The organism is Pseudomonas sp. GR 6-02 (assembly GCF_001655615.1).
Classification (GTDB): domain Bacteria; phylum Pseudomonadota; class Gammaproteobacteria; order Pseudomonadales; family Pseudomonadaceae; genus Aquipseudomonas.
Genome location: NZ_CP011567.1, coordinates 5,184,227 through 5,202,836, shown reverse-complemented (window position 1 = coordinate 5,202,836; position 18,610 = coordinate 5,184,227). Strand labels below are relative to the sequence as shown.

At 59.1% G+C, this 18,610-nt stretch carries 16 protein-coding genes; 15 read left to right on the top strand and 1 reads right to left on the bottom strand.

What is annotated here, in order from left to right; genetic code table 11:
- Position 1 precedes the first annotated feature (1 nt).
- The 8 genes from dnaE to ispD all read left to right on the top strand — a co-directional run bounded on the left by dnaE (position 2) and on the right by ispD (position 11,457).
- Positions 2–3,523: a DNA polymerase III subunit alpha gene (gene dnaE, locus PGR6_RS22925; RefSeq protein WP_018927008.1), complete on the top strand. Its 3,522-nt coding sequence runs from the start codon at positions 2–4 to the stop codon at positions 3,521–3,523.
- Positions 3,524–3,673: 150 nt separating this feature from the next.
- Complete coding sequence (locus PGR6_RS22920; protein WP_018927007.1) at positions 3,674–4,621, top strand: acetyl-CoA carboxylase carboxyltransferase subunit alpha; 948 nt, start codon at positions 3,674–3,676, stop codon at positions 4,619–4,621.
- A gap of 150 nt (positions 4,622–4,771) precedes the next feature.
- Positions 4,772–6,100: a tRNA lysidine(34) synthetase TilS gene (gene tilS, locus PGR6_RS22915; protein WP_064620043.1), complete on the top strand. Its 1,329-nt coding sequence runs from the start codon at positions 4,772–4,774 to the stop codon at positions 6,098–6,100.
- 274 nt (positions 6,101–6,374) lie between these two features.
- Positions 6,375–8,006 carry a CTP synthase gene (locus PGR6_RS22910; protein WP_026286489.1) on the top strand — a complete coding sequence of 544 codons (1,632 nt, stop codon included), beginning with the start codon at positions 6,375–6,377 and terminating at the stop codon, positions 8,004–8,006.
- 5 nt (positions 8,007–8,011) lie between these two features.
- Entirely contained in the window at positions 8,012–8,857 is an 846-nt protein-coding gene (gene kdsA / locus PGR6_RS22905) for a 3-deoxy-8-phosphooctulonate synthase (RefSeq protein WP_015093773.1), read from the top strand.
- A 157-nt stretch (positions 8,858–9,014) separates the two neighbouring features.
- Positions 9,015–10,304: a phosphopyruvate hydratase gene (gene eno, locus PGR6_RS22900; protein WP_007940523.1), complete on the top strand. Its 1,290-nt coding sequence runs from the start codon at positions 9,015–9,017 to the stop codon at positions 10,302–10,304.
- Positions 10,305–10,474: 170 nt separating this feature from the next.
- Positions 10,475–10,753, top strand: coding sequence for a cell division protein FtsB (ftsB, locus tag PGR6_RS22895; RefSeq protein WP_007907178.1), 279 nt, complete (start codon positions 10,475–10,477; stop codon positions 10,751–10,753).
- Entirely contained in the window at positions 10,750–11,457 is a 708-nt protein-coding gene (gene ispD, locus PGR6_RS22890; protein ID WP_019581012.1) for a 2-C-methyl-D-erythritol 4-phosphate cytidylyltransferase, read from the top strand. Before ftsB ends, ispD begins: the two co-directional genes overlap by 4 nt.
- 35 nt (positions 11,458–11,492) lie before the next feature.
- Here ispD and PGR6_RS22885 read toward each other — a convergent pair whose 3' ends face one another.
- Positions 11,493–12,389, bottom strand: coding sequence for a LysR substrate-binding domain-containing protein (locus PGR6_RS22885; protein ID WP_018927003.1), 897 nt, complete (start codon positions 12,387–12,389; stop codon positions 11,493–11,495).
- Between the two features lie 106 nt (positions 12,390–12,495).
- Here PGR6_RS22885 and PGR6_RS22880 point away from each other — a divergent pair, with 106 nt between their 5' ends.
- The 7 genes from PGR6_RS22880 (at position 12,496) to PGR6_RS22850 (ending at position 18,527) form a co-directional block, all read left to right on the top strand.
- A complete protein-coding gene (locus PGR6_RS22880) occupies positions 12,496–13,608 on the top strand; it encodes an S-(hydroxymethyl)glutathione dehydrogenase/class III alcohol dehydrogenase (protein WP_018927002.1) in 1,113 nt (370 codons plus the stop codon).
- Between the two features lie 8 nt (positions 13,609–13,616).
- Entirely contained in the window at positions 13,617–14,462 is an 846-nt protein-coding gene (fghA, locus tag PGR6_RS22875; RefSeq protein WP_064620040.1) for an S-formylglutathione hydrolase, read from the top strand.
- A gap of 53 nt (positions 14,463–14,515) precedes the next feature.
- Positions 14,516–14,989, top strand: coding sequence for a 2-C-methyl-D-erythritol 2,4-cyclodiphosphate synthase (gene ispF, locus PGR6_RS22870; RefSeq protein WP_018927000.1), 474 nt, complete (start codon positions 14,516–14,518; stop codon positions 14,987–14,989).
- Entirely contained in the window at positions 14,986–16,044 is a 1,059-nt protein-coding gene (truD, locus tag PGR6_RS22865) for a tRNA pseudouridine(13) synthase TruD (RefSeq protein ID WP_018926999.1), read from the top strand. The genes ispF and truD overlap by 4 nt, the downstream gene beginning before the upstream one ends.
- Positions 16,032–16,781, top strand: coding sequence for a 5'/3'-nucleotidase SurE (gene surE, locus PGR6_RS22860; RefSeq protein WP_018926998.1), 750 nt, complete (start codon positions 16,032–16,034; stop codon positions 16,779–16,781). Before truD ends, surE begins: the two co-directional genes overlap by 13 nt.
- A gap of 41 nt (positions 16,782–16,822) precedes the next feature.
- Positions 16,823–17,458 carry a protein-L-isoaspartate(D-aspartate) O-methyltransferase gene (locus tag PGR6_RS22855; protein ID WP_173861137.1) on the top strand — a complete coding sequence of 212 codons (636 nt, stop codon included), beginning with the start codon at positions 16,823–16,825 and terminating at the stop codon, positions 17,456–17,458.
- Between the two features lie 211 nt (positions 17,459–17,669).
- Positions 17,670–18,527: a peptidoglycan DD-metalloendopeptidase family protein gene (locus PGR6_RS22850; protein WP_026286488.1), complete on the top strand. Its 858-nt coding sequence runs from the start codon at positions 17,670–17,672 to the stop codon at positions 18,525–18,527.
- The last annotated feature ends 83 nt before the right edge of the window (positions 18,528–18,610 follow it).

The following is an 18,610-nucleotide window of genomic DNA, read 5'->3' as shown; positions in this document are numbered from 1 at the left end:
TATGCCGGCTTCATTCGTTCATCTACGCCTGCACACTGAATATTCCCTGGTCGACGGTCTGGTGCGGATCAAACCGCTGGTCAAGACCCTGGTCGGCATGAACATGCCTGCCGTGGCGGTCACTGACCAGAACAACATGTGTTCCCTGGTCAAATTCTATAAAGCCGCCATGGGCGCCGGGATCAAGCCGATTTGTGGCGCCGACCTGTGGCTGTCGAACAAGGATCCGGACAACCCCTTGAGCCGGATCAGCCTGCTGGCGATGAACGCCACAGGTTATCGCAACCTCACCGAACTGATCTCCCGTGGTTTCATCGACGGCCAGCGCAATGGTTCGATCATCATCGAGCGCGAGTGGGTGGCCGAAGCCAGCGAAGGCTTGATCATGCTGTCGGCGGCGAAAGAGGGCGAAATCGGCCTGGCGATGCTCGGCGGCAACCCGGACGAAGCCGAAACCCTGGCTCGCGAGTGGATGGCGGTGTTCCCGGATCGTTTCTATCTGGAAGTCCAGCGCACCAACCGCCCCAACGACGAAGAACAACTGCACGGCGCCGTGGCCCTGGCCGAGAAAATCGGCGCGCCGCTGGTGGCGACCAACGACGTGCGCTTCATCAAGCAGGAAGACTTCGAAGCCCACGAAACCCGCGTTTGCATCGGTGAAGGCCGCGCCCTCGACGATCCGCGGCGTTCGAAGAATTACAGCGATCAGCAATACCTCAAAAGCGCCGAGGAAATGGCCGAGCTGTTCAGCGACCTGCCTGAGGCGCTGGAGAACACAGTCGAGATCGCCAAGCGCTGCAACATCGAAGTGAAGCTGGGCAAGCACTTCCTGCCCAACTTCCCGATTCCCGATGGCATGACCATCGACGAATATTTCCGCAAGGTTTCCTTCGACGGTCTGGAAGAACGCCTCAGCGTTCTGCTGCCCAAGGACACCACCGAAGACTACGAAGCCAAGCGCCAAGTCTATGTCGACCGGCTGAATTTCGAGCTGGATATCATCATCCAGATGGGCTTCCCCGGTTACTTCCTGATCGTGATGGACTTTATCCAGTGGGCCAAGAACAACGGCGTACCGGTGGGGCCTGGCCGTGGGTCGGGTGCCGGGTCGCTGGTGGCCTACGTGCAGAAGATCACTGACCTTGACCCGCTGGAATATGACCTGCTGTTCGAACGTTTCCTTAACCCGGAACGGGTTTCCATGCCCGACTTCGACGTCGACTTCTGCATGGACGGTCGCGACCGCGTGATCGATTACGTGGCCGAGAAATACGGCCGTAACGCGGTAAGCCAGATCATCACCTTCGGTTCCATGGCGGCCAAGGCTGTGGTCCGTGACGTGGCGCGGGTGCAGGGCAAGTCCTACGGACTGGCGGATCGTCTGTCGAAGATGATTCCGTTCGAAGTCGGCATGACCCTGGAAAAAGCCTACGAACAGGAAGAAATCCTGCGCGACTTCATCAAGGTCGATGAAGAAGCCGCGGAAATCTGGGAAATGGCGCGCAAGCTCGAAGGCGTTGTGCGTAACGTCGGTAAACACGCCGGTGGCGTGGTGATTGCGCCGACCAAGCTGACCGACTTCTCGCCGATCTATTGCGACGAAGCGGGCGACGGTCTGGTAACCCAGTTCGACAAGGATGACGTTGAGGCTGCCGGTCTGGTGAAGTTCGACTTCCTGGGACTTCGGACCCTGACGATCATCGACTGGGCGCTGAAAACCATCAACCGCGACCGCGCCAAGGTCAACGAACCGCCGCTGGACATCGCGTTCATCCCGCTGGACGACAAACCGACTTACACGCTGCTGCAAAAAGCCGAAACCACCGCGGTGTTCCAGCTCGAGTCACGCGGCATGAAAGAGCTGATCAAAAAGCTCAAGCCCGACTGCCTGGAAGACTTGATCGCACTGGTGGCCCTGTTCCGTCCGGGCCCGCTGCAATCGGGCATGGTGGACGACTTCATCAACCGTAAGCACGGTCGCGCCGAACTCGCGTACCCGCACTCGGACTACCAGTACGACGGCCTCAAGCCGGTATTGGCGCCGACTTACGGCATCATCCTGTATCAGGAACAGGTGATGCAGATTGCCCAGGTCATGGCCGGTTACACCCTCGGCGGCGCGGACATGCTGCGTCGAGCCATGGGTAAGAAAAAACCCGAAGAAATGGCCAAGCAGCGCGGCGGTTTCATTGAAGGTTGCGCCACCAACAATATCGACGCTGACCTTGCCGGTAACATTTTCGACCTGGTAGAAAAATTCGCCGGTTACGGTTTCAACAAATCCCACTCCGCTGCCTACGGCCTGGTGTCGTACCAGACCGCGTGGCTGAAAGCCCACTATCCGGCGCCGTTCATGGCCGCGGTACTGTCGGCGGATATGCACAACACCGACAAGGTCGTGACCTTGATCGAAGAAGTGCGGACCATGAAGCTGCGCCTCGACGCGCCAGACGTGAACACCTCGGAGTTCAAGTTCACGGTGAACGACGAAGGCCGCATCATTTACGGTCTGGGCGCGATCAAGGGCGTGGGCGAAGGCCCGGTCGAAGCGATTACCGAGGCGCGGCAAGACGGGCCGTTCAAGGACCTGTTCGATTTTTGCGCGCGGGTCGACCTCAAGCGTATCAACAAACGCACCCTCGACGGCTTGATCCGCAGTGGTGCCCTGGACCGCCTTGGCCCGTATTTCCACGATGAGCAGAAAGCCTATCAGGCCAACATCGACCGCAACCGCGCGGTGTTGTTGACGGCCATGGAAGAGGCGATCAAGGCTGCCGAACAAACCGCTCGTACCCACGACAGTGGGCATGCCGATCTGTTTGGCGGTCTGTTCGTTGAAGAAGACGCCGACGTCTACGCCAATCACCGCAAGGCCAAGGAGCTGACCCTCAAGGAACGCCTGAAAGGCGAGAAAGATACCTTGGGCCTGTACCTCACCGGCCACCCGATCGACGAATACGAGGGCGAGATCCGTCGCTTCGCCCGTCAGCGCATCATCGACCTGAAGCCGGCTCGCGACACGCAAACGGTCGCGGGCATGATCATCGCCCTGCGAGTGATGAAGAACAAAAAGGGCGACAAGATGGGCTTCATCACCCTCGACGACCGCTCCGGGCGGATCGAAGCCTCGTTGTTCGCCGATGCGTTCCATTCCGCACAGTCGTTGTTGCAGACCGATGCGATGGTGGTGGTCGAAGGCGAAGTCAGCAACGACGACTTCTCCGGTGGCCTGCGGTTGCGGGTCAAGCGGGTGATGAGCATGGAAGATGCGCGCACCAACCTGGCCGAAAGCCTGCGCCTGAAGTTGCATGCAAAGGATCTCAAGGGCGATCAGCTACGCTGGTTGGGCGAGTTGTTGAAGCGTCATCGCGGTGCGTGCCCGATCACCATGGACTACACCAGCCCCGATGCGAAGGCCTTGTTGCAGTTTGGCGAGACCTGGCGGATCGACCCGGCGGATGCCTTGATTCAAGCCCTGCGTGACCAGTTCGGGCGAGACAACGTCTTCCTCCAATACCGTTGACGGTCAGGCGCCATTCCTTACCATGGGAACGCGCCTGATCCCGACCCGAATTTTTAATCTCGACCTGAACGCGCCTGTCCCTTAAGGTAGGGCGCGAATAGACAACCGGCCGGCCCAAGCTCTCTTGGACGCGACCCTAGACGGACGCCTATGAACCCGAATTTTCTAGATTTCGAACAGCCGATCGCCGACCTGCAAGCCAAGATCGAAGAGTTGCGCTTGGTCGGTAATGACAATTCGCTGAATATCGGCGATGAGATCTCCCGCCTACAGGACAAGAGCAGCACGCTGACCGAAGACATCTTCGGCAAGCTGACCAGCTGGCAGATCGCGCGTCTGGCGCGTCACCCGAAACGTCCGTACACCCTGGACTACATCGAACACATCTTCACCGAGTTCGATGAGTTGCACGGCGACCGTCACTTCTCCGACGACGCTGCCATCGTTGGCGGTGTTGCCCGTCTGGACGACCAACCGGTGATGGTTATCGGTCACCAGAAAGGTCGCGAAGTGCGCGAGAAGGTTCGCCGCAACTTCGGCATGCCGCGCCCTGAGGGCTACCGCAAGGCGTGCCGCCTGATGGAAATGGCCGAGCGTTTCAAAATGCCGATCCTCACCTTCATCGACACCCCGGGCGCTTACCCTGGCATCGACGCCGAAGAGCGCAACCAGAGCGAAGCGATTGCCTGGAACCTGCGCGTCATGGCTCGCCTGAAAACCCCAATCATCGCCACCGTGATCGGTGAGGGTGGTTCTGGTGGTGCGCTGGCGATTGGCGTCTGCGATCAGCTGAACATGCTGCAATATTCGACCTACGCGGTGATTTCGCCGGAAGGTTGCGCCTCGATTCTGTGGAAAACTTCCGAGAAAGCCCCGGATGCCGCTGAAGCGATGGGCATCACTGCCGAGCGTCTGAAGGGCCTGGGCATCGTCGATAAAGTGATCGGCGAGCCGTTGGGCGGTGCTCATCGTGATCCGGCGGCTGCCGCTGCCTCGATCCGCGCCGAGCTGAGCTCGCAACTGGCGATGTTGAAGAAGTTCGACAACGACGCGCTGCTGGCCCGTCGTTACGAGCGTCTGATGAGCTACGGTCTCTGATCTGATCGCGCTATAGCCTTGTGGGAAGAGCCGGGCGACGTTCGTCTGCTCGCGATTGCGGTATAACAATCAACAAATATGTTGAATGTTAAGCAGCCTTCGCGAGCAGGCTCGCTCCCACAATGGGTCTATGTGAAGCGACTGACGTCTATGAGCCCTAAGACGATTGATCTGCCAGCCAGGCTTCTCCATGGGCTGGTTCCGTGGCGTAACGCCACAACCTGGCGCATCGCCTTCTCCGGTGGTCTCGATTCCACCGTCCTGCTGCACCTTCTCGCACACCTCGCAAAAACCGAATCCTTGCCGGCGTTGACCGCCATTCACGTCCACCACGGCCTGCAGGCTGCGGCTGATGCGTGGCCGGAACATTGTCAGTCGGTCTGTGATGCGTTGGGTGTACCGCTGGAGGTTGTGCGTGTTCAGGTTGAGCGCGGCGCGAGCCTCGAGCGTGCGGCGCGGGATGCGCGTTACGGCGCCTTCATCGCGGCGACTCACGCCGGTGAAGTACTGCTCACAGGTCAGCACCGTGACGATCAAGCGGAAACCCTGTTGTTTCGGCTGATGCGCGGGGCAGGGGTGAGAGGTTTGTCGGGGATGCCGAGTGAGCGTCCTTTGGGGCGTGGGCATCTGCTGCGACCACTGCTTGATGTCACTCGCGCCGAGCTTGAGGCCTACGCCACTGAATATCAGCTGAACTGGATCGAAGATCCGTCGAATCAGGACCCGCAGTTCTCGCGCAATTACCTGCGTCATCAGGTGTTCCCCGTGTTGACCGCGCGCTGGCCGCAAGCAGTGGCGACCATGGCTCGCAGCGCTGCGCATCTGAGTGAGGCGCAGGGGTTGCTCGACGATCTGGCGCAAATTGATCTGGCCCAGGCCGGCACCGACAGTGATTTCGATTGGCTGGGGTTGCCGTCGCTGGAGCTGGCGCCCCTGGAAAAGCTATCTGATGCACGCCAGCGCAATGCGCTGAGTCATTGGCTCAAACCGCTGACGTCTTTGCCGGACAGTGACCATTGGTCGGGTTGGCAGGATTTGCGCGATGCGACTGGCGACGCACGTCCGGTCTGGCGATTGGCGGCGGGCGAACTGCATCGCGCTGGTGGGCGTCTCTGGTGGTTGTCAGGTGGATGGTTGCGCACTCCGCCATCCCCGGTGTCCTGGGCTGACCCCGCGGTATTGCTGGCGTTACCGGATAATGGCGTGCTCACACTCACCGGCCAGATCCCCGATGGCCCGTTGCAGATCCGCTATCGTGAGGGCGGCGAAGTCATGAGTTTGCCCGATCGCGGTCACCGTGACTTGAAGCGTTTGCTCAACGAAAGCGGTGTGCCGGGCTTCGCCCGTGGCAGATTGCCGCTGGTCTACAGGGGCCAGCAATTGCTGGCGGTGGCGAACCTGCGGGGGCTGAATGGCAGTGAGCGCAGTGGCTGGTATTTGCATTGGCAGCCGCCGATCGAAGATCAAGGTTTGAGCTGAAAGGGGCTTTCCGGTAGACTACGCTCCCTTCTTGATACAACTTCTGTGGATTCGCCTGAATCGCAGGAGTTGCCGATTACCAAGCAGTCTTTGCTGGGCGATTCCAAAAAATGTGTAGCGAGCAACCTACCGGTGTTTCATCTTCCGGTCTGTCCCAACGCGGCGGTTTTTTTGAAAGGTGCACTGTGATTAATGCAGGTGATCGGGGGCTTCGGCCTTCCTTCGCTTTCCCCGGCGGCTCGGACCGCTTTAACGCAGACTTCTAGGGTTTTTCATGACGCGCTACATATTCGTCACGGGCGGTGTTGTTTCTTCATTGGGGAAAGGCATTGCCTCGGCTTCATTGGCGGCCATCCTGGAGGCGCGGGGACTTAAGGTCACCATGCTGAAGCTGGACCCGTACATCAACGTTGACCCGGGCACCATGAGCCCGTTCCAGCACGGTGAAGTGTTCGTCACCCACGACGGCGCCGAGACCGACCTGGACCTGGGCCACTACGAGCGGTTCATCCGCACGACCATGACCCAGAACAACAACTTCACCACTGGCCGTGTCTACGAACACGTCCTGCGCAAAGAGCGCCGTGGTGATTACCTGGGCGCAACCATTCAGGTGATCCCGCACATCACCGACGAAATCAAGCGCCGGATCATCAAGGGCGCCGGCGATGCCGACGTGGCCATGGTCGAAATCGGTGGCACCGTGGGTGACATCGAGTCGCAACCGTTCCTCGAAGCGATCCGTCAATTGCGTTTCGAAGTCGGCGCCAAGCGCGCGATGCTGATGCACCTGACACTGGTGCCGTACATCGCCACTGCCGGCGAAACCAAAACCAAGCCAACCCAGCACTCGGTCAAGGAACTGCGTTCCATTGGCCTGCAGCCTGACGTGCTGGTGTGCCGCTCCGATCACCCGATCGACATTTCTTCGCGTCGCAAGATCGCGCAGTTCACCAACGTTGAAGAGCGTGCGGTGATTGCGCTGGAAGACGCCGACACCATCTACAAGATCCCGGGCATTCTGCACTCCCAGGGCCTGGATGATTTCGTCGTCGAGCGTTTCGGCCTGCAATGCGACAGCGCCGATCTGTCCGAGTGGGAAGCGGTGGTTGATGCCAAGCTGAACCCGGAACACGAAGTCACCATCGCCATGGTTGGCAAGTATATGGAACTGCTGGACGCCTACAAGTCGCTGATCGAGGCGATGAGTCACGCCGGCATCAGCAACCGCACCAAGGTCAACCTGCGCTACATCGATTCCGAAGACATCGAAAACCAGGGCACCGCGCTGCTGGAAGGCGTCGACGCGATTCTGGTACCGGGCGGCTTCGGTCTGCGTGGTGTTGAAGGCAAGATCACTGCCGTTCAATACGCTCGCGAAAACAAGGTTCCATACCTGGGTATCTGCCTGGGCATGCAAGTGGCCGTTATCGAGTTCGCTCGTAACGTCATGGGCTGGAAAGATGCCAACTCCACTGAGTTCGATCGCACCAGCGGTCACCCGGTGGTCGGTCTGATCACCGAGTGGGAAGATGCCACCGGCGCCGTCGAAATCCGTACCGAATCGTCCGACCTGGGCGGCACCATGCGCCTTGGCGCTCAGGACTGCCTGCTTGAGCCAGGTTCCCTGGTGCACGATTGCTACGCCAAGGATGTGATCGTCGAGCGTCACCGTCATCGCTACGAAGTGAACAACAACCTGCTGCCGCAAATCATCGAGGCCGGCCTGAAAATCTCCGGTCGTTCCGGTGATGGCGCGCTGGTTGAAGTGGTTGAAGCACCGGATCACCCATGGTTCGTCGCTTGCCAGTTCCACCCAGAGTTCACCTCGACGCCACGCGACGGTCACCCGTTGTTCAGCGGTTTCGTTAAAGCCGCTTTGGCTCAACACCAGAAGAAGGCGTAATCCTGATGGCGCAGAAGATCATCCGCGTAGGCGATATCGAGATTGCCAACGACAAGCCAATGGTGCTGTTCGGTGGCATGAACGTGCTGGAAAGCCGTGACATGGCGATGCAGGTCTGCGAAGAGTACGTAAAGGTCACCGAAAAACTCGGTATCCCTTACGTGTTCAAGGCCAGTTTCGACAAGGCGAACCGTTCTTCTGTGACCTCTTATCGTGGCCCCGGGCTGGAAGAGGGCATGCGGATTTTCCAGGACATCAAGCAAGCCTTTGGCGTACCGATCATCACCGACGTCCACGAGCCTGATCAGGCCGCGGTCGTCGCTGAAGTCTGCGACATCATCCAGTTGCCGGCCTTCCTGTCGCGCCAGACCGATCTCGTGGTCGCGATGGCCAAGACCGGCGCGGTGATCAACATCAAGAAAGCCCAGTTCCTCGCGCCCCAGGAAATGAAACACATCCTGAACAAATGCGTGGAAGCCGGTAACGATCAGTTGATTCTCTGCGAGCGTGGTTCGAGCTTCGGCTACAACAATCTCGTGGTCGACATGCTCGGCTTCGGCATCATGAAGCAGTTCGAATACCCGGTGTTCTTCGACGTGACCCACGCGCTGCAAATGCCCGGCGGTCGCTCCGATTCCGCCGGTGGTCGTCGTGCCCAGGTCACTGACCTGGCCAAGGCCGGCATGAGCCAGTCGCTGGCCGGGCTGTTCCTCGAAGCCCACCCGGACCCGGACAACGCCAAATGCGACGGCCCTTGCGCCCTGCGTCTGGACAAACTGGAGCCATTCCTGGCCCAGCTCAAAGCACTGGACGAACTGGTGAAGAGTTTTCCGACGGTAGAAACCGCGTAAACCTCAATTCTCCGGTAAAGTACCGCACGGTTTAAATGCTCAGGCCCTCGGGCTTGAGCCTTATCGTCCGCAAGCCTGCCCGCTGTCTGTCACTTGCCGACGATAAAAGATTTCCTTCAGCTGCGTCGTTTTCGTCAACTTTGGAGTGTTTACAACAATGGCAAAAATCGTCGACATCAAAGGTCGTGAAGTTCTCGACTCCCGTGGCAATCCCACTGTGGAAGCAGACGTGCTTCTCGATAACGGCATCATCGGCAGCGCATGCGCGCCATCCGGTGCTTCCACTGGCTCGCGTGAAGCGCTCGAGCTGCGTGATGGCGACAAGAGCCGTTATCTGGGTAAAGGCGTGCTCAAGGCCGTAGCCAACATCAACGGTCCGATCCGCGACCTGTTGCTGGGCAAAGACCCAAGCGACCAGAAAGCGCTGGATCACGCGATGATCAAGCTCGATGGCACTGAGAACAAAGCGACCCTGGGCGCCAACGCGATCCTCGCCGTTTCCCTGGCCGCGGCCAAGGCAGCAGCACAGGACCAGGACCTGCCGCTGTACGCTCACATTGCCAACCTGAACGGTACCCCGGGTGTTTACTCGATGCCGGTTCCGATGATGAACATCATCAACGGTGGCGAGCACGCCGATAACAACGTCGACATCCAGGAATTCATGGTTCAGCCGGTTGGCGCCAAGTCTTTCTCGGAAGGTCTGCGCATGGGCACCGAGATTTTCCATCACCTCAAAGCCGTTCTGAAGGCCCGTGGCCTGAGCACTGCCGTTGGTGACGAAGGTGGTTTCGCGCCGAACCTGGCCTCCAACGAAGACGCTTTGAAAGTGATCTCCGAAGCCGTGGCCAACGCCGGTTACAAGCTGGGCACCGACGTGACCCTGGCCCTGGACTGCGCGGCCAGCGAATTCTATGAAGATGGCAAGTACAACCTGTCCGGCGAAGGCCAGGTGTTCACTGCTGAAGGTTTCGCCGACTACCTGAAAGGTCTGACCGAGCGTTACCCGATCATCTCCATCGAAGACGGTCTGGACGAGTCCGACTGGGCTGGCTGGAAAATCCTCACCGACAAGATTGGCGAGAAGACTCAGCTGGTAGGCGACGACCTGTTCGTGACCAACACCAAGATCCTGAAAGAAGGCATCGACAAAAAGATCGCCAACTCGATCCTGATCAAGTTCAACCAGATCGGCACCCTGACCGAAACCCTGGAAGCCATCCAGATGGCCAAGGCCGCTGGTTACACCGCCGTGATCTCGCACCGCTCCGGCGAAACCGAAGATTCGACCATTGCCGACCTGGCCGTGGGCACCTCGGCTGGCCAGATCAAGACCGGTTCGCTGTGCCGTTCCGACCGCGTTTCCAAGTACAACCAACTGCTGCGTATCGAAGAGCAGTTGAATGGCAAAGCCAAGTACAACGGCCGTAGCGAATTCCGCGGCTGAGTGGTAAACGATAAAAAGACACCGGATTGTGTCGGAAAAATCGCGACAGCGACGGATTTGCCACTAATCTGATGCCTTAAGAGCACAAGCCTGGTTCTTCCAGGCTTCGTGCTATCAGAAGCTTCAAAGTTTGGCATGGCTGTCTTTTTTCACTGGATACCTGATATTCGATGCGCAGTCCCAATTGGTTGTTCCTCGTCTTGCTCTTGCTGCTGGCCGGCCTGCAGTATCGCCTGTGGGTGGGTAATGGCAGTCTGGCGCAAGTGGCCGAGCTGAAGCAGCAGATTGCGGATCAACACGCCGAGAACGAGGCGTTGTTGGAGCGCAATCGGGTGATGGACGCCGAAGTCAGTGAGTTGAAAAAGGGCATGGAGACCGTTGAAGAACGGGCTCGCCATGAGTTGGGCATGGTCAAGGATGGTGAAACCCTTTACCAGTTGGCCCAATGATTGAGTCGTTACCGGCCTTCTGGGCCGTGATTCCTGCCGCGGGCGTCGGTGCCCGTATGGCCGCGGACCGTCCCAAGCAATACTTGCAACTGGGCGGGCGCACTATTCTCGAACACAGCCTTGGCTGTTTCCTCGATCATCCTGCCCTGAAGGGGTTGGTGGTCAGTCTTGCCATCGACGATCCTTACTGGCCGAATCTGGCCTGTGCTGCCGATCCGCGTATTCAGCGGGTTGAAGGCGGCGCCGAGCGTTCCGGATCAGTGCTCAACGCCTTGCTGCATCTGCATGCCCAGGGCGCTGACGATGAGGATTGGGTGTTGGTTCACGATGCCGCGCGACCGAATCTGGCGCGCGATGATCTTGATAAATTGCTCAGTGAATTGGCTGACGACCCGGTGGGCGGCCTATTGGCGGTGCCTGCGCGCGACACCCTCAAACGGGTCGACAAGCACGGGCGTGTGCTGGAAACGGTGGATCGCAGTGTGATCTGGCAGGCTTATACACCGCAGATGTTTCGCCTTGGAGCATTGCATCGGGCGTTGGCGGATAGCCTGGTGGCGGATGCTGTCATCACCGATGAAGCCTCGGCGATGGAGTGGGCAGGTATGGCACCCCGTTTGATCGAAGGTCGATCCGACAACATCAAAGTCACTCGCCCCGAAGACCTTGAGTGGTTGCGCCAGCGCTGGGCGAACCGCCGTTAAAAGATCGCCGCCTATGCAGGCTGTGATCTTTTCTCTTAAACCCGATATTCCGGCCGTTCGGCCAACCCTTCCTTCAAATAATCCACTAACTTGCGTACTTTCGGTGACAGATGCCGCTGCTGTGGATAAAGCGCCCAAACCGCTGTGTTCGGCGGTTGGTGGGCTTCCAGCAGCGAGATCAATTCGCCGTTTTTCAGGTGCTCCAGCACGTAGTAATCCGGCAGCTGACACAATCCAACCCCTTGTAGCGCGGCATCCAGCACCGCCTGCCCACTGTTGCAGCGCCAGTTTCCCTGTACTCGCTGGGAAAATTCCCGCCCGTTCTGTTCCAGTTGCCAGATATCCGAGCTGCCGATGAGGCAGTTGTGGCGACTCAGTTCCGACAAACTGTGTGGGCGACCATACCGTTCCAGGTAGGACGGCGAGGCGCACAGGTACATGCGCCGTGGTGCCAAACGAGTCGCGACCAATCTTGAATCCTGCAGGCGGCCGAGGCGGATGGCCAGGTCCAGCCCTTCGTGCACCAGATCGAGCGGGCGGTTGCTCAGTTCGATGTCCACACGCAGTTGTGGATACAGCCCCATGAAGCGAGTCACCAGCGGCACAATGAATCGTTCGCCGTAGGCCACGGCGCAGGTCATGCGCAGCATGCCCTTGGGTTCGCTGGTCAGGTCGCCGACAGCGCGCAACGCTTCTTCGCGGCCGTCCTGCAACCGTTGGCAATGTTGCAGAAAGGTTTGCCCGGCTTCGGTCAGCGTGACCCGGCGGGTGCTGCGATAGAGCAAGCGGGTTTGCAGTCGCTCTTCCAGTCGTACGATTTGGCGACTGATGTGGGAGGAAGACACCCCAAGGCGTTCAGCCGCGGCGGTGAATTGGTTGCACTCTGCGACGGCGACGAACTCGTCGATGCCTTCCCAGCGGTTTTCGGACATCAGGATTATCCCTGCATGGCAATAATGTTTTGCTTTTGTCCCGATTATTCATCGTATGCCGCTGTATTACACTCCCTGTCTCGTTTTTATTCACTGGAGAGTCAGCATGATCAAGTCGCGCGCCGCCGTTGCCTTCGAGGCCAAGAAGCCCCTCGAGATCGTTGAAGTCGATGTCGCCATGCCCAAGGCGGGCGAAGTCCTGCTGCGCGTCGTCGCTTCCGGTGTCTGCCATACCGATGCCTACACCCTCTCGGGCGCGGACCCGGAAGGTATCTTCCCGTCGATCCTGGGCCACGAAGGTGGCGCGGTGGTCGAAGCGATCGGCGAGGGCGTGACCTCGGTTGCCGTGGGCGATCATGTGATCCCGCTGTACACCCCGGAATGTGGCAAGTGCAAATTCTGTCTGTCGGGCAAAACCAACCTCTGCCAGGCGATTCGTGCAACCCAGGGTAAAGGCCTGATGCCGGACGGCACTTCGCGCTTCTCCTACAAGGGCGAAACGATTTTCCACTACATGGGCACCTCGACGTTTTCCGAGTACACCGTGCTGCCGGAAATCTCTGTCGCCAAAATTCCTAAAGAAGCACCGCTGGAAAAAGTCTGCCTGCTGGGCTGTGGCGTCACCACCGGCATCGGTGCGGTGATCAACACTGCCAAGGTCAAACCGGGTGACACCGTTGCCATCTTCGGCCTGGGTGGCATCGGACTGTCTGCCGTGATCGGCGCGGTCAAAGCCAAGGCTGGCCGGATCATCGCCATTGACATCAACCCGGCCAAGTTCGAAATCGCCAGGCAATTGGGCGCCACGGACTGCGTGAATCCGAAAGACTTCGATCGTCCGATTCAGGAAGTGATCGTCGACATGACCGATGGCGGCGTCGACTTCTCGTTCGAATGCATTGGCAACGTGCAGTTGATGCGTGCCGCACTTGAGTGCTGCCACAAAGGTTGGGGCGAGTCGGTCATCATCGGTGTGGCCGGCGCAGGCCAGGAAATCTCCACCCGTCCATTCCAGTTGGTCACCGGTCGCGTCTGGCGCGGTTCGGCGTTCGGTGGCGTGCGTGGCCGTACCGAGTTGCCAAGCTATGTCGAAATGGCCCAGACCGGCGAGATCCCGCTGGATACCTTCATCACCCACACTATGGGCCTGGAAGATATCAACAAGGCGTTTGACTTGATGCATGAAGGCAAAAGCATTCGTAGCGTCATTCATTTCTGAGGTCGCTTATGAGCCTGGAAAATATCTCCTGCCAGAAAAGCTTCGGCGGCTGGCACAAGCGTTACCGGCACCGCTCCGATGTGCTCGGTTGCGACATGGTGTTTGCCGTGTACCTGCCGCCGCAAGCGGAGCAGGGCGGTAAACTGCCAGTGTTGTACTGGTTGTCAGGCCTGACCTGTACCGACGAGAACTTCATGCAGAAGGCCGGTGCCATGCGCATGGCTGCCGAGCTGGGGCTGATTATCGTCGCACCGGACACCAGCCCACGCGGTCCCGAAGTGCCGGGCGATCCGGATGGTGCCTGGGACTTCGGTCTCGGTGCCGGTTTTTATCTGAATGCCACGCAGGAACCGTGGTCGCGGCACTATCGGATGCATGACTATGTCGTGCAGGAATTGCCGGCATTGGTTGAGGCGCATTTCCCGGCATCGGAAAAGCGTGGCATCAGCGGCCACTCCATGGGTGGTCACGGTGCGCTGGTCTGCGCCTTGCGCAATCCGGGGCGTTACCAGTCGGTGTCGGCGTTCTCGCCGATCAACAATCCGATCGATTGCCCATGGGGGCAGAAAGCCTTTTCCCGCTACTTGGGTGAAGACCGGTCGAAATGGCGCGAGTGGGATGCCTGTGCATTGATCGCCGAAGCCGACGAGAAACTGCCGCTGCTGGTGGATCAGGGTGATCGCGACGATTTTCTCGCCACCCAGCTCAAGCCAGAAGCCCTGCAACAGGCGGCGAAACTTGCCGGTCATCCGCTGACGTTGCGTTTGCAACCCGGCTACGACCACAGTTATTTCTTCATCGCCAGTTTCATCGACGATCACTTGCAGCATCACGCGCGCGCTCTAAGCGCCTAATGTCTGACAAAGCAGGTAGAATCACGCCCTGACAAAAATCGGGGCGTTTTTTTATGCGTATTGGCCACGGCTATGATGTGCACCGTTTCGGTGAAGGCGATTTCATCACGCTGGGCGGTGTGCGGATTGCACACAGCTTCGGGCTGCTTGCCCATTCCGACGGTGATGTCCTGCTGCACGCCTTGAGCGATGCGTTGCTCGGCGCTGCCGCGCTGGGTGATATCGGCAAGCATTTTCCGGACACCGATCCGCAATTCAAGGGCGCCGACAGCCGCGCGCTGTTGCGTCATGTCGTCGCACTGATCCACGCCAAGGGCTGGAAAGTCGGCAACGTCGATAACACCATCGTCGCCCAGGCCCCGAAAATGGCCCCGCATATCGAATCGATGCGCGCGCTGATTGCCGCGGATCTTCAAGTTGAGTTGGATCAAGTGAACGTGAAAGCTACCACCACCGAAAAGCTTGGCTTTGTCGGTCGCGAAGAAGGTATTGCCGTGCACTCCGTTGCCTTGTTGCTGCGCGCATGAACGAGGCGCAATTGCTCGGCCCACGGGCCTACGGTGACGCTCTCGGCAGCGCGGTGCTGAAAGCCACGGCGGAAGATTTCCAGGTTGATGAAGTCCTCGATATTCCCCTGAGCGGCGACGGCGAACACCTATGGATCTGGGTGGAAAAGCGCGGTCTGAATACCGAAGAAGCGGCACGGCGGATTGCCAAGGCTGCGGGCGTGCCATTGCGTACCGTCAGCTACGCGGGCCTCAAGGACCGTCAGGCGTTGACTCGCCAGTGGTTCAGCGTGCAACTGCCCGGCAAGGCTGATCCAGATCTGTCGGCAGCGGAAAACGACACGCTGAAAATTCTCAAGACCGGTCGGCACAGACGCAAGCTGCAACGCGGTGCCCATTCGGCCAACGGTTTCACGTTGCGCCTGACTCAATTCGCTGGCGACAAGGCCGCGATCGAAGAGCGTCTGCAACTGATCGCCAGGCAAGGTATTCCCAATTATTTCGGCGCCCAGCGTTTCGGGCATGACGGCGGCAACGTCGTCGACGCCCGTGCCTGGGCTGCGCGCAAGGCCCTGCCGGAACAACGCAATGTGCGTTCGCGCCTGCTCTCCACTGCGCGTAGCTTTCTGTTTAATCAGGTGCTGGCGGCACGCGTCGCCGATGGTACTTGGCAGCGTGCTCAGGTCGGCGATCTGCTGGCGTTCACTGACAGCCGCAGTTTCTTCCCGGCAGGTGAAGCCGAGTGCAGTGACCCGCGTCTGGCGATTCTCGACTTGCACCCGACCGGCCCGCAGTGGGGCGAAGGTGACTCGCCGGCGTCGGGGGCTGTCCATGAACTGGAGCAGGCAATCGCCGCGCGCGAAGCGGATCTGCGCGATTGGTTGATTAACGCCGGTATGAGCCACGAACGTCGCATCCTGCGGCTGCCCATTGGCGGGTTGACGTGGCATTATCCCGAGCCTGACATTCTGCAACTGGAATTCGTCCTCCCGGCCGGATGCTTCGCCACCGTATTGGTGCGTGAACTCGTCGATCTGGTGCCGGTGGGGCAGACGGACAGCCCATGCGTATTCTGATTTCTAACGACGATGGGGTAACCGCACCCGGTCTCGCCGCGCTTTATGCTGCGCTGGCGGATTACACCGAATGCGTGGTTATCGCCCCGGACCAGGACAAAAGCGGCGCCAGCAGCTCGCTGACGCTCGACCGTCCGTTGCACCCGCATACCTTGGCCAATGGCTTTATCAGCCTCAACGGAACGCCTACCGATTGCGTGCACCTGGGCCTTAACGGCTTGCTGGAGTTTGAACCGGACATGGTGGTTTCCGGTATTAACCTGGGTGCGAACCTGGGGGACGACGTGCTGTATTCCGGTACTGTGGCGGCGGCCCTTGAGGGACGTTTCCTGGAGCGTCCTTCGTTTGCCTTTTCGTTTGTCTCACGGCAAGTGGAGAACCTTCCCACGGCGGCCTATTTTGCGCGCAAACTGGTAGAGGCCCACGCGGACCTCGATCTGCCACCGCGCACGGTACTGAACGTGAACATTCCCAACTTGCCGCTGGAGCATATCCGCGGTATCCAGCTGACCCGCCTGGGCCATCGCGCCCGCGCCGCTGCGCCGATAAAAGTGGTCGATCCGCGTGGTAAATCCGGTTACTGGATCGCTGCGGCGGGTGACGCCGAAGATGGCGGCCCGGGCACTGATTTCCATGCGGTGATGCAAGGCTATGTTTCAATCACGCCACTGCAACTGGATCGCACCTTTAATGATGCCTTCAGAAGTCTCGATGGCTGGCTGGAGGGGCTGCGCTAATGGCTCGTGAACAAGACGATATTCTGCACCGCGGCATCGGGATGACCTCCCAGCGGACCCGTGAGCGTCTGATTCAGCGCCTCTATGAAGAAGGGGTGTCCAACGCCAAGGTGCTGGAAGTCATCCGCCGCACACCGCGTCACCTGTTCGTCGATGAGGCGCTGGCCCACCGCGCTTATGAAGATACGGCGCTACCGATTGGCCATAACCAGACCATCTCCCAGCCTTATATGGTGGCGCGCATGAGCGAGCTGCTGCTGGAAGCCGGCCCGTTGGACAAGGTGCTGGAAATCGGTACTGGTTCGGGTTACCAGACAGCGGTGCTGTCGCAACTGGTCGAGCGGGTTTTTTCCGTCGAGCGCATCAAGGTTCTGCAAGATCGAGCCAAGGAGCGCCTGGTGGAGCTGAACCTGCGCAATGTGGTATTTCGCTGGGGCGATGGCTGGGAAGGCTGGCCGGCGCTGGCGCCTTACAACGGCATCATTGTGACCGCCGTGGCCACCGACGTGCCTCAGGCGCTGCTCGATCAATTGGCACCGGGCGGGCGATTGGTGATTCCGGTCGGCTCTGGTGAAGTTCAACAATTGATGCTGATCATCCGTGAAGAACAAGGCTTTTCCAGGCGTGTTCTGGGGGCAGTGCGCTTTGTGCCACTACTCAACGGGCCGCTGGCCTGAGCATTTGTTTCAACGTGCTGAATTCTCTTCGATTGCCCGGGTCTTACAGCGGCATCGATGGGTTAAACAGAATTCATCATCAGGCAGCAAACGTGTGCGTGAAGCGAATCCGCTTCATTAAAGGTAAAGCCTGTTCGGCCCGTTATACTTGCGACATTTCGTGCCGAAACACGGCAATTCATATTTTCAGCCACCACAAAGGGAGCGGCGGGTGAGTCTCACAGTCGTTGCGCAGCGAATGGGTATAACGAGCTTTCAGCGTCTGGTGACTGGTCTTGTCTTGAGTACCTTGCTGGTCGGTTGCTCCAGCACCAAATCGAGTAGCGCGGGAGTTGTCGATCGCAACAACGCGGTCGCCCAGCGTCCGGCCGTAACCACCGGCCAGTACATTGTTCGACCCAAGGACACGTTGTTTTCCATCGCCTTTCGCTACGGCTGGGACTACAAAGCCCTCGCGGCAAGGAACAACATTCCTACGCCTTACACGATCCATCCGGGTCAGACGATTCGCTTCGACGGTCGCAACGATTCAACGCCGGCAGCGGTGGTGAGTTCGTCCAGTTCCTCGCCTTCGTCGTCGAGCAAAACCACGGTAATTCGGCGTCAGGCAAATGGCACAACGACCAGTACAACGGTGCTCGCACCGTCCGTCGCCAGCAAACCGGCACCCGCTCCACTGCCTCCTGCCGGTCCGGCCCCGACGGGCTGGGGGTGGCCTTCTAATGGCATTCTGATTGGAAAATTCTCTTCAAACGGTAGTTTGAATAAAGGAATTGATATCGCCGGAGATTTGGGACAGCCTGTTTTAGCTGCGTCTGATGGGACGGTGGTATACGCCGGGAGTGGCTTAAGGGGCTACGGCGAATTAGTCATCATCAAACACAGCGATACCTACGTCAGTGCCTACGGTCACAACCGCAGGCTGTTGGTTCGGGAGGGGCAGCAGGTCAAAGTCGGACAGACAATTGCCGAAATGGGGTCAACGGGTACAGACCGGGTGAAACTGCATTTTGAGATTCGCCGACAAGGTAAACCTGTAGATCCGCTGCAGTTCCTGCCACGTCGTTGATTTGTTAGCCAAGCCTGTTCCGTCACGTAGAGGGAACAGGCTCCAGCGTTGCCAGGGATCAAGGCGCCGCTTGAGCTTGAGGT

Bases quoted from the DNA above. Each gene is read 5' to 3' on its own strand.
- PGR6_RS22855 (WP_173861137.1), top strand. From the start codon at position 16,823: ATGACCTCCCAGCGGACCCGTGAGCGTCTGATTCAGCGCCTCTATGAA.
- fghA (WP_064620040.1), top strand. From the start codon at position 13,617: ATGAGCCTGGAAAATATCTCCTGCCAGAAAAGCTTCGGCGGCTGGCAC.
- PGR6_RS22880 (WP_018927002.1), top strand. From the start codon at position 12,496: ATGATCAAGTCGCGCGCCGCCGTTGCCTTCGAGGCCAAGAAGCCCCTC.
- dnaE (WP_018927008.1), top strand. From the start codon at position 2: ATGCCGGCTTCATTCGTTCATCTACGCCTGCACACTGAATATTCCCTG.
- PGR6_RS22910 (WP_026286489.1), top strand. From the start codon at position 6,375: ATGACGCGCTACATATTCGTCACGGGCGGTGTTGTTTCTTCATTGGGG.
- surE (WP_018926998.1), top strand. From the start codon at position 16,032: ATGCGTATTCTGATTTCTAACGACGATGGGGTAACCGCACCCGGTCTC.
- truD (WP_018926999.1), top strand. From the start codon at position 14,986: ATGAACGAGGCGCAATTGCTCGGCCCACGGGCCTACGGTGACGCTCTC.
- PGR6_RS22920 (WP_018927007.1), top strand. From the start codon at position 3,674: ATGAACCCGAATTTTCTAGATTTCGAACAGCCGATCGCCGACCTGCAA.
- PGR6_RS22885 (WP_018927003.1), bottom strand. From the start codon at position 12,389: ATGTCCGAAAACCGCTGGGAAGGCATCGACGAGTTCGTCGCCGTCGCA.
- tilS (WP_064620043.1), top strand. From the start codon at position 4,772: ATGAGCCCTAAGACGATTGATCTGCCAGCCAGGCTTCTCCATGGGCTG.
- ispF (WP_018927000.1), top strand. From the start codon at position 14,516: ATGCGTATTGGCCACGGCTATGATGTGCACCGTTTCGGTGAAGGCGAT.
- ispD (WP_019581012.1), top strand. From the start codon at position 10,750: ATGATTGAGTCGTTACCGGCCTTCTGGGCCGTGATTCCTGCCGCGGGC.
- kdsA (WP_015093773.1), top strand. From the start codon at position 8,012: ATGGCGCAGAAGATCATCCGCGTAGGCGATATCGAGATTGCCAACGAC.
- ftsB (WP_007907178.1), top strand. From the start codon at position 10,475: ATGCGCAGTCCCAATTGGTTGTTCCTCGTCTTGCTCTTGCTGCTGGCC.
- eno (WP_007940523.1), top strand. From the start codon at position 9,015: ATGGCAAAAATCGTCGACATCAAAGGTCGTGAAGTTCTCGACTCCCGT.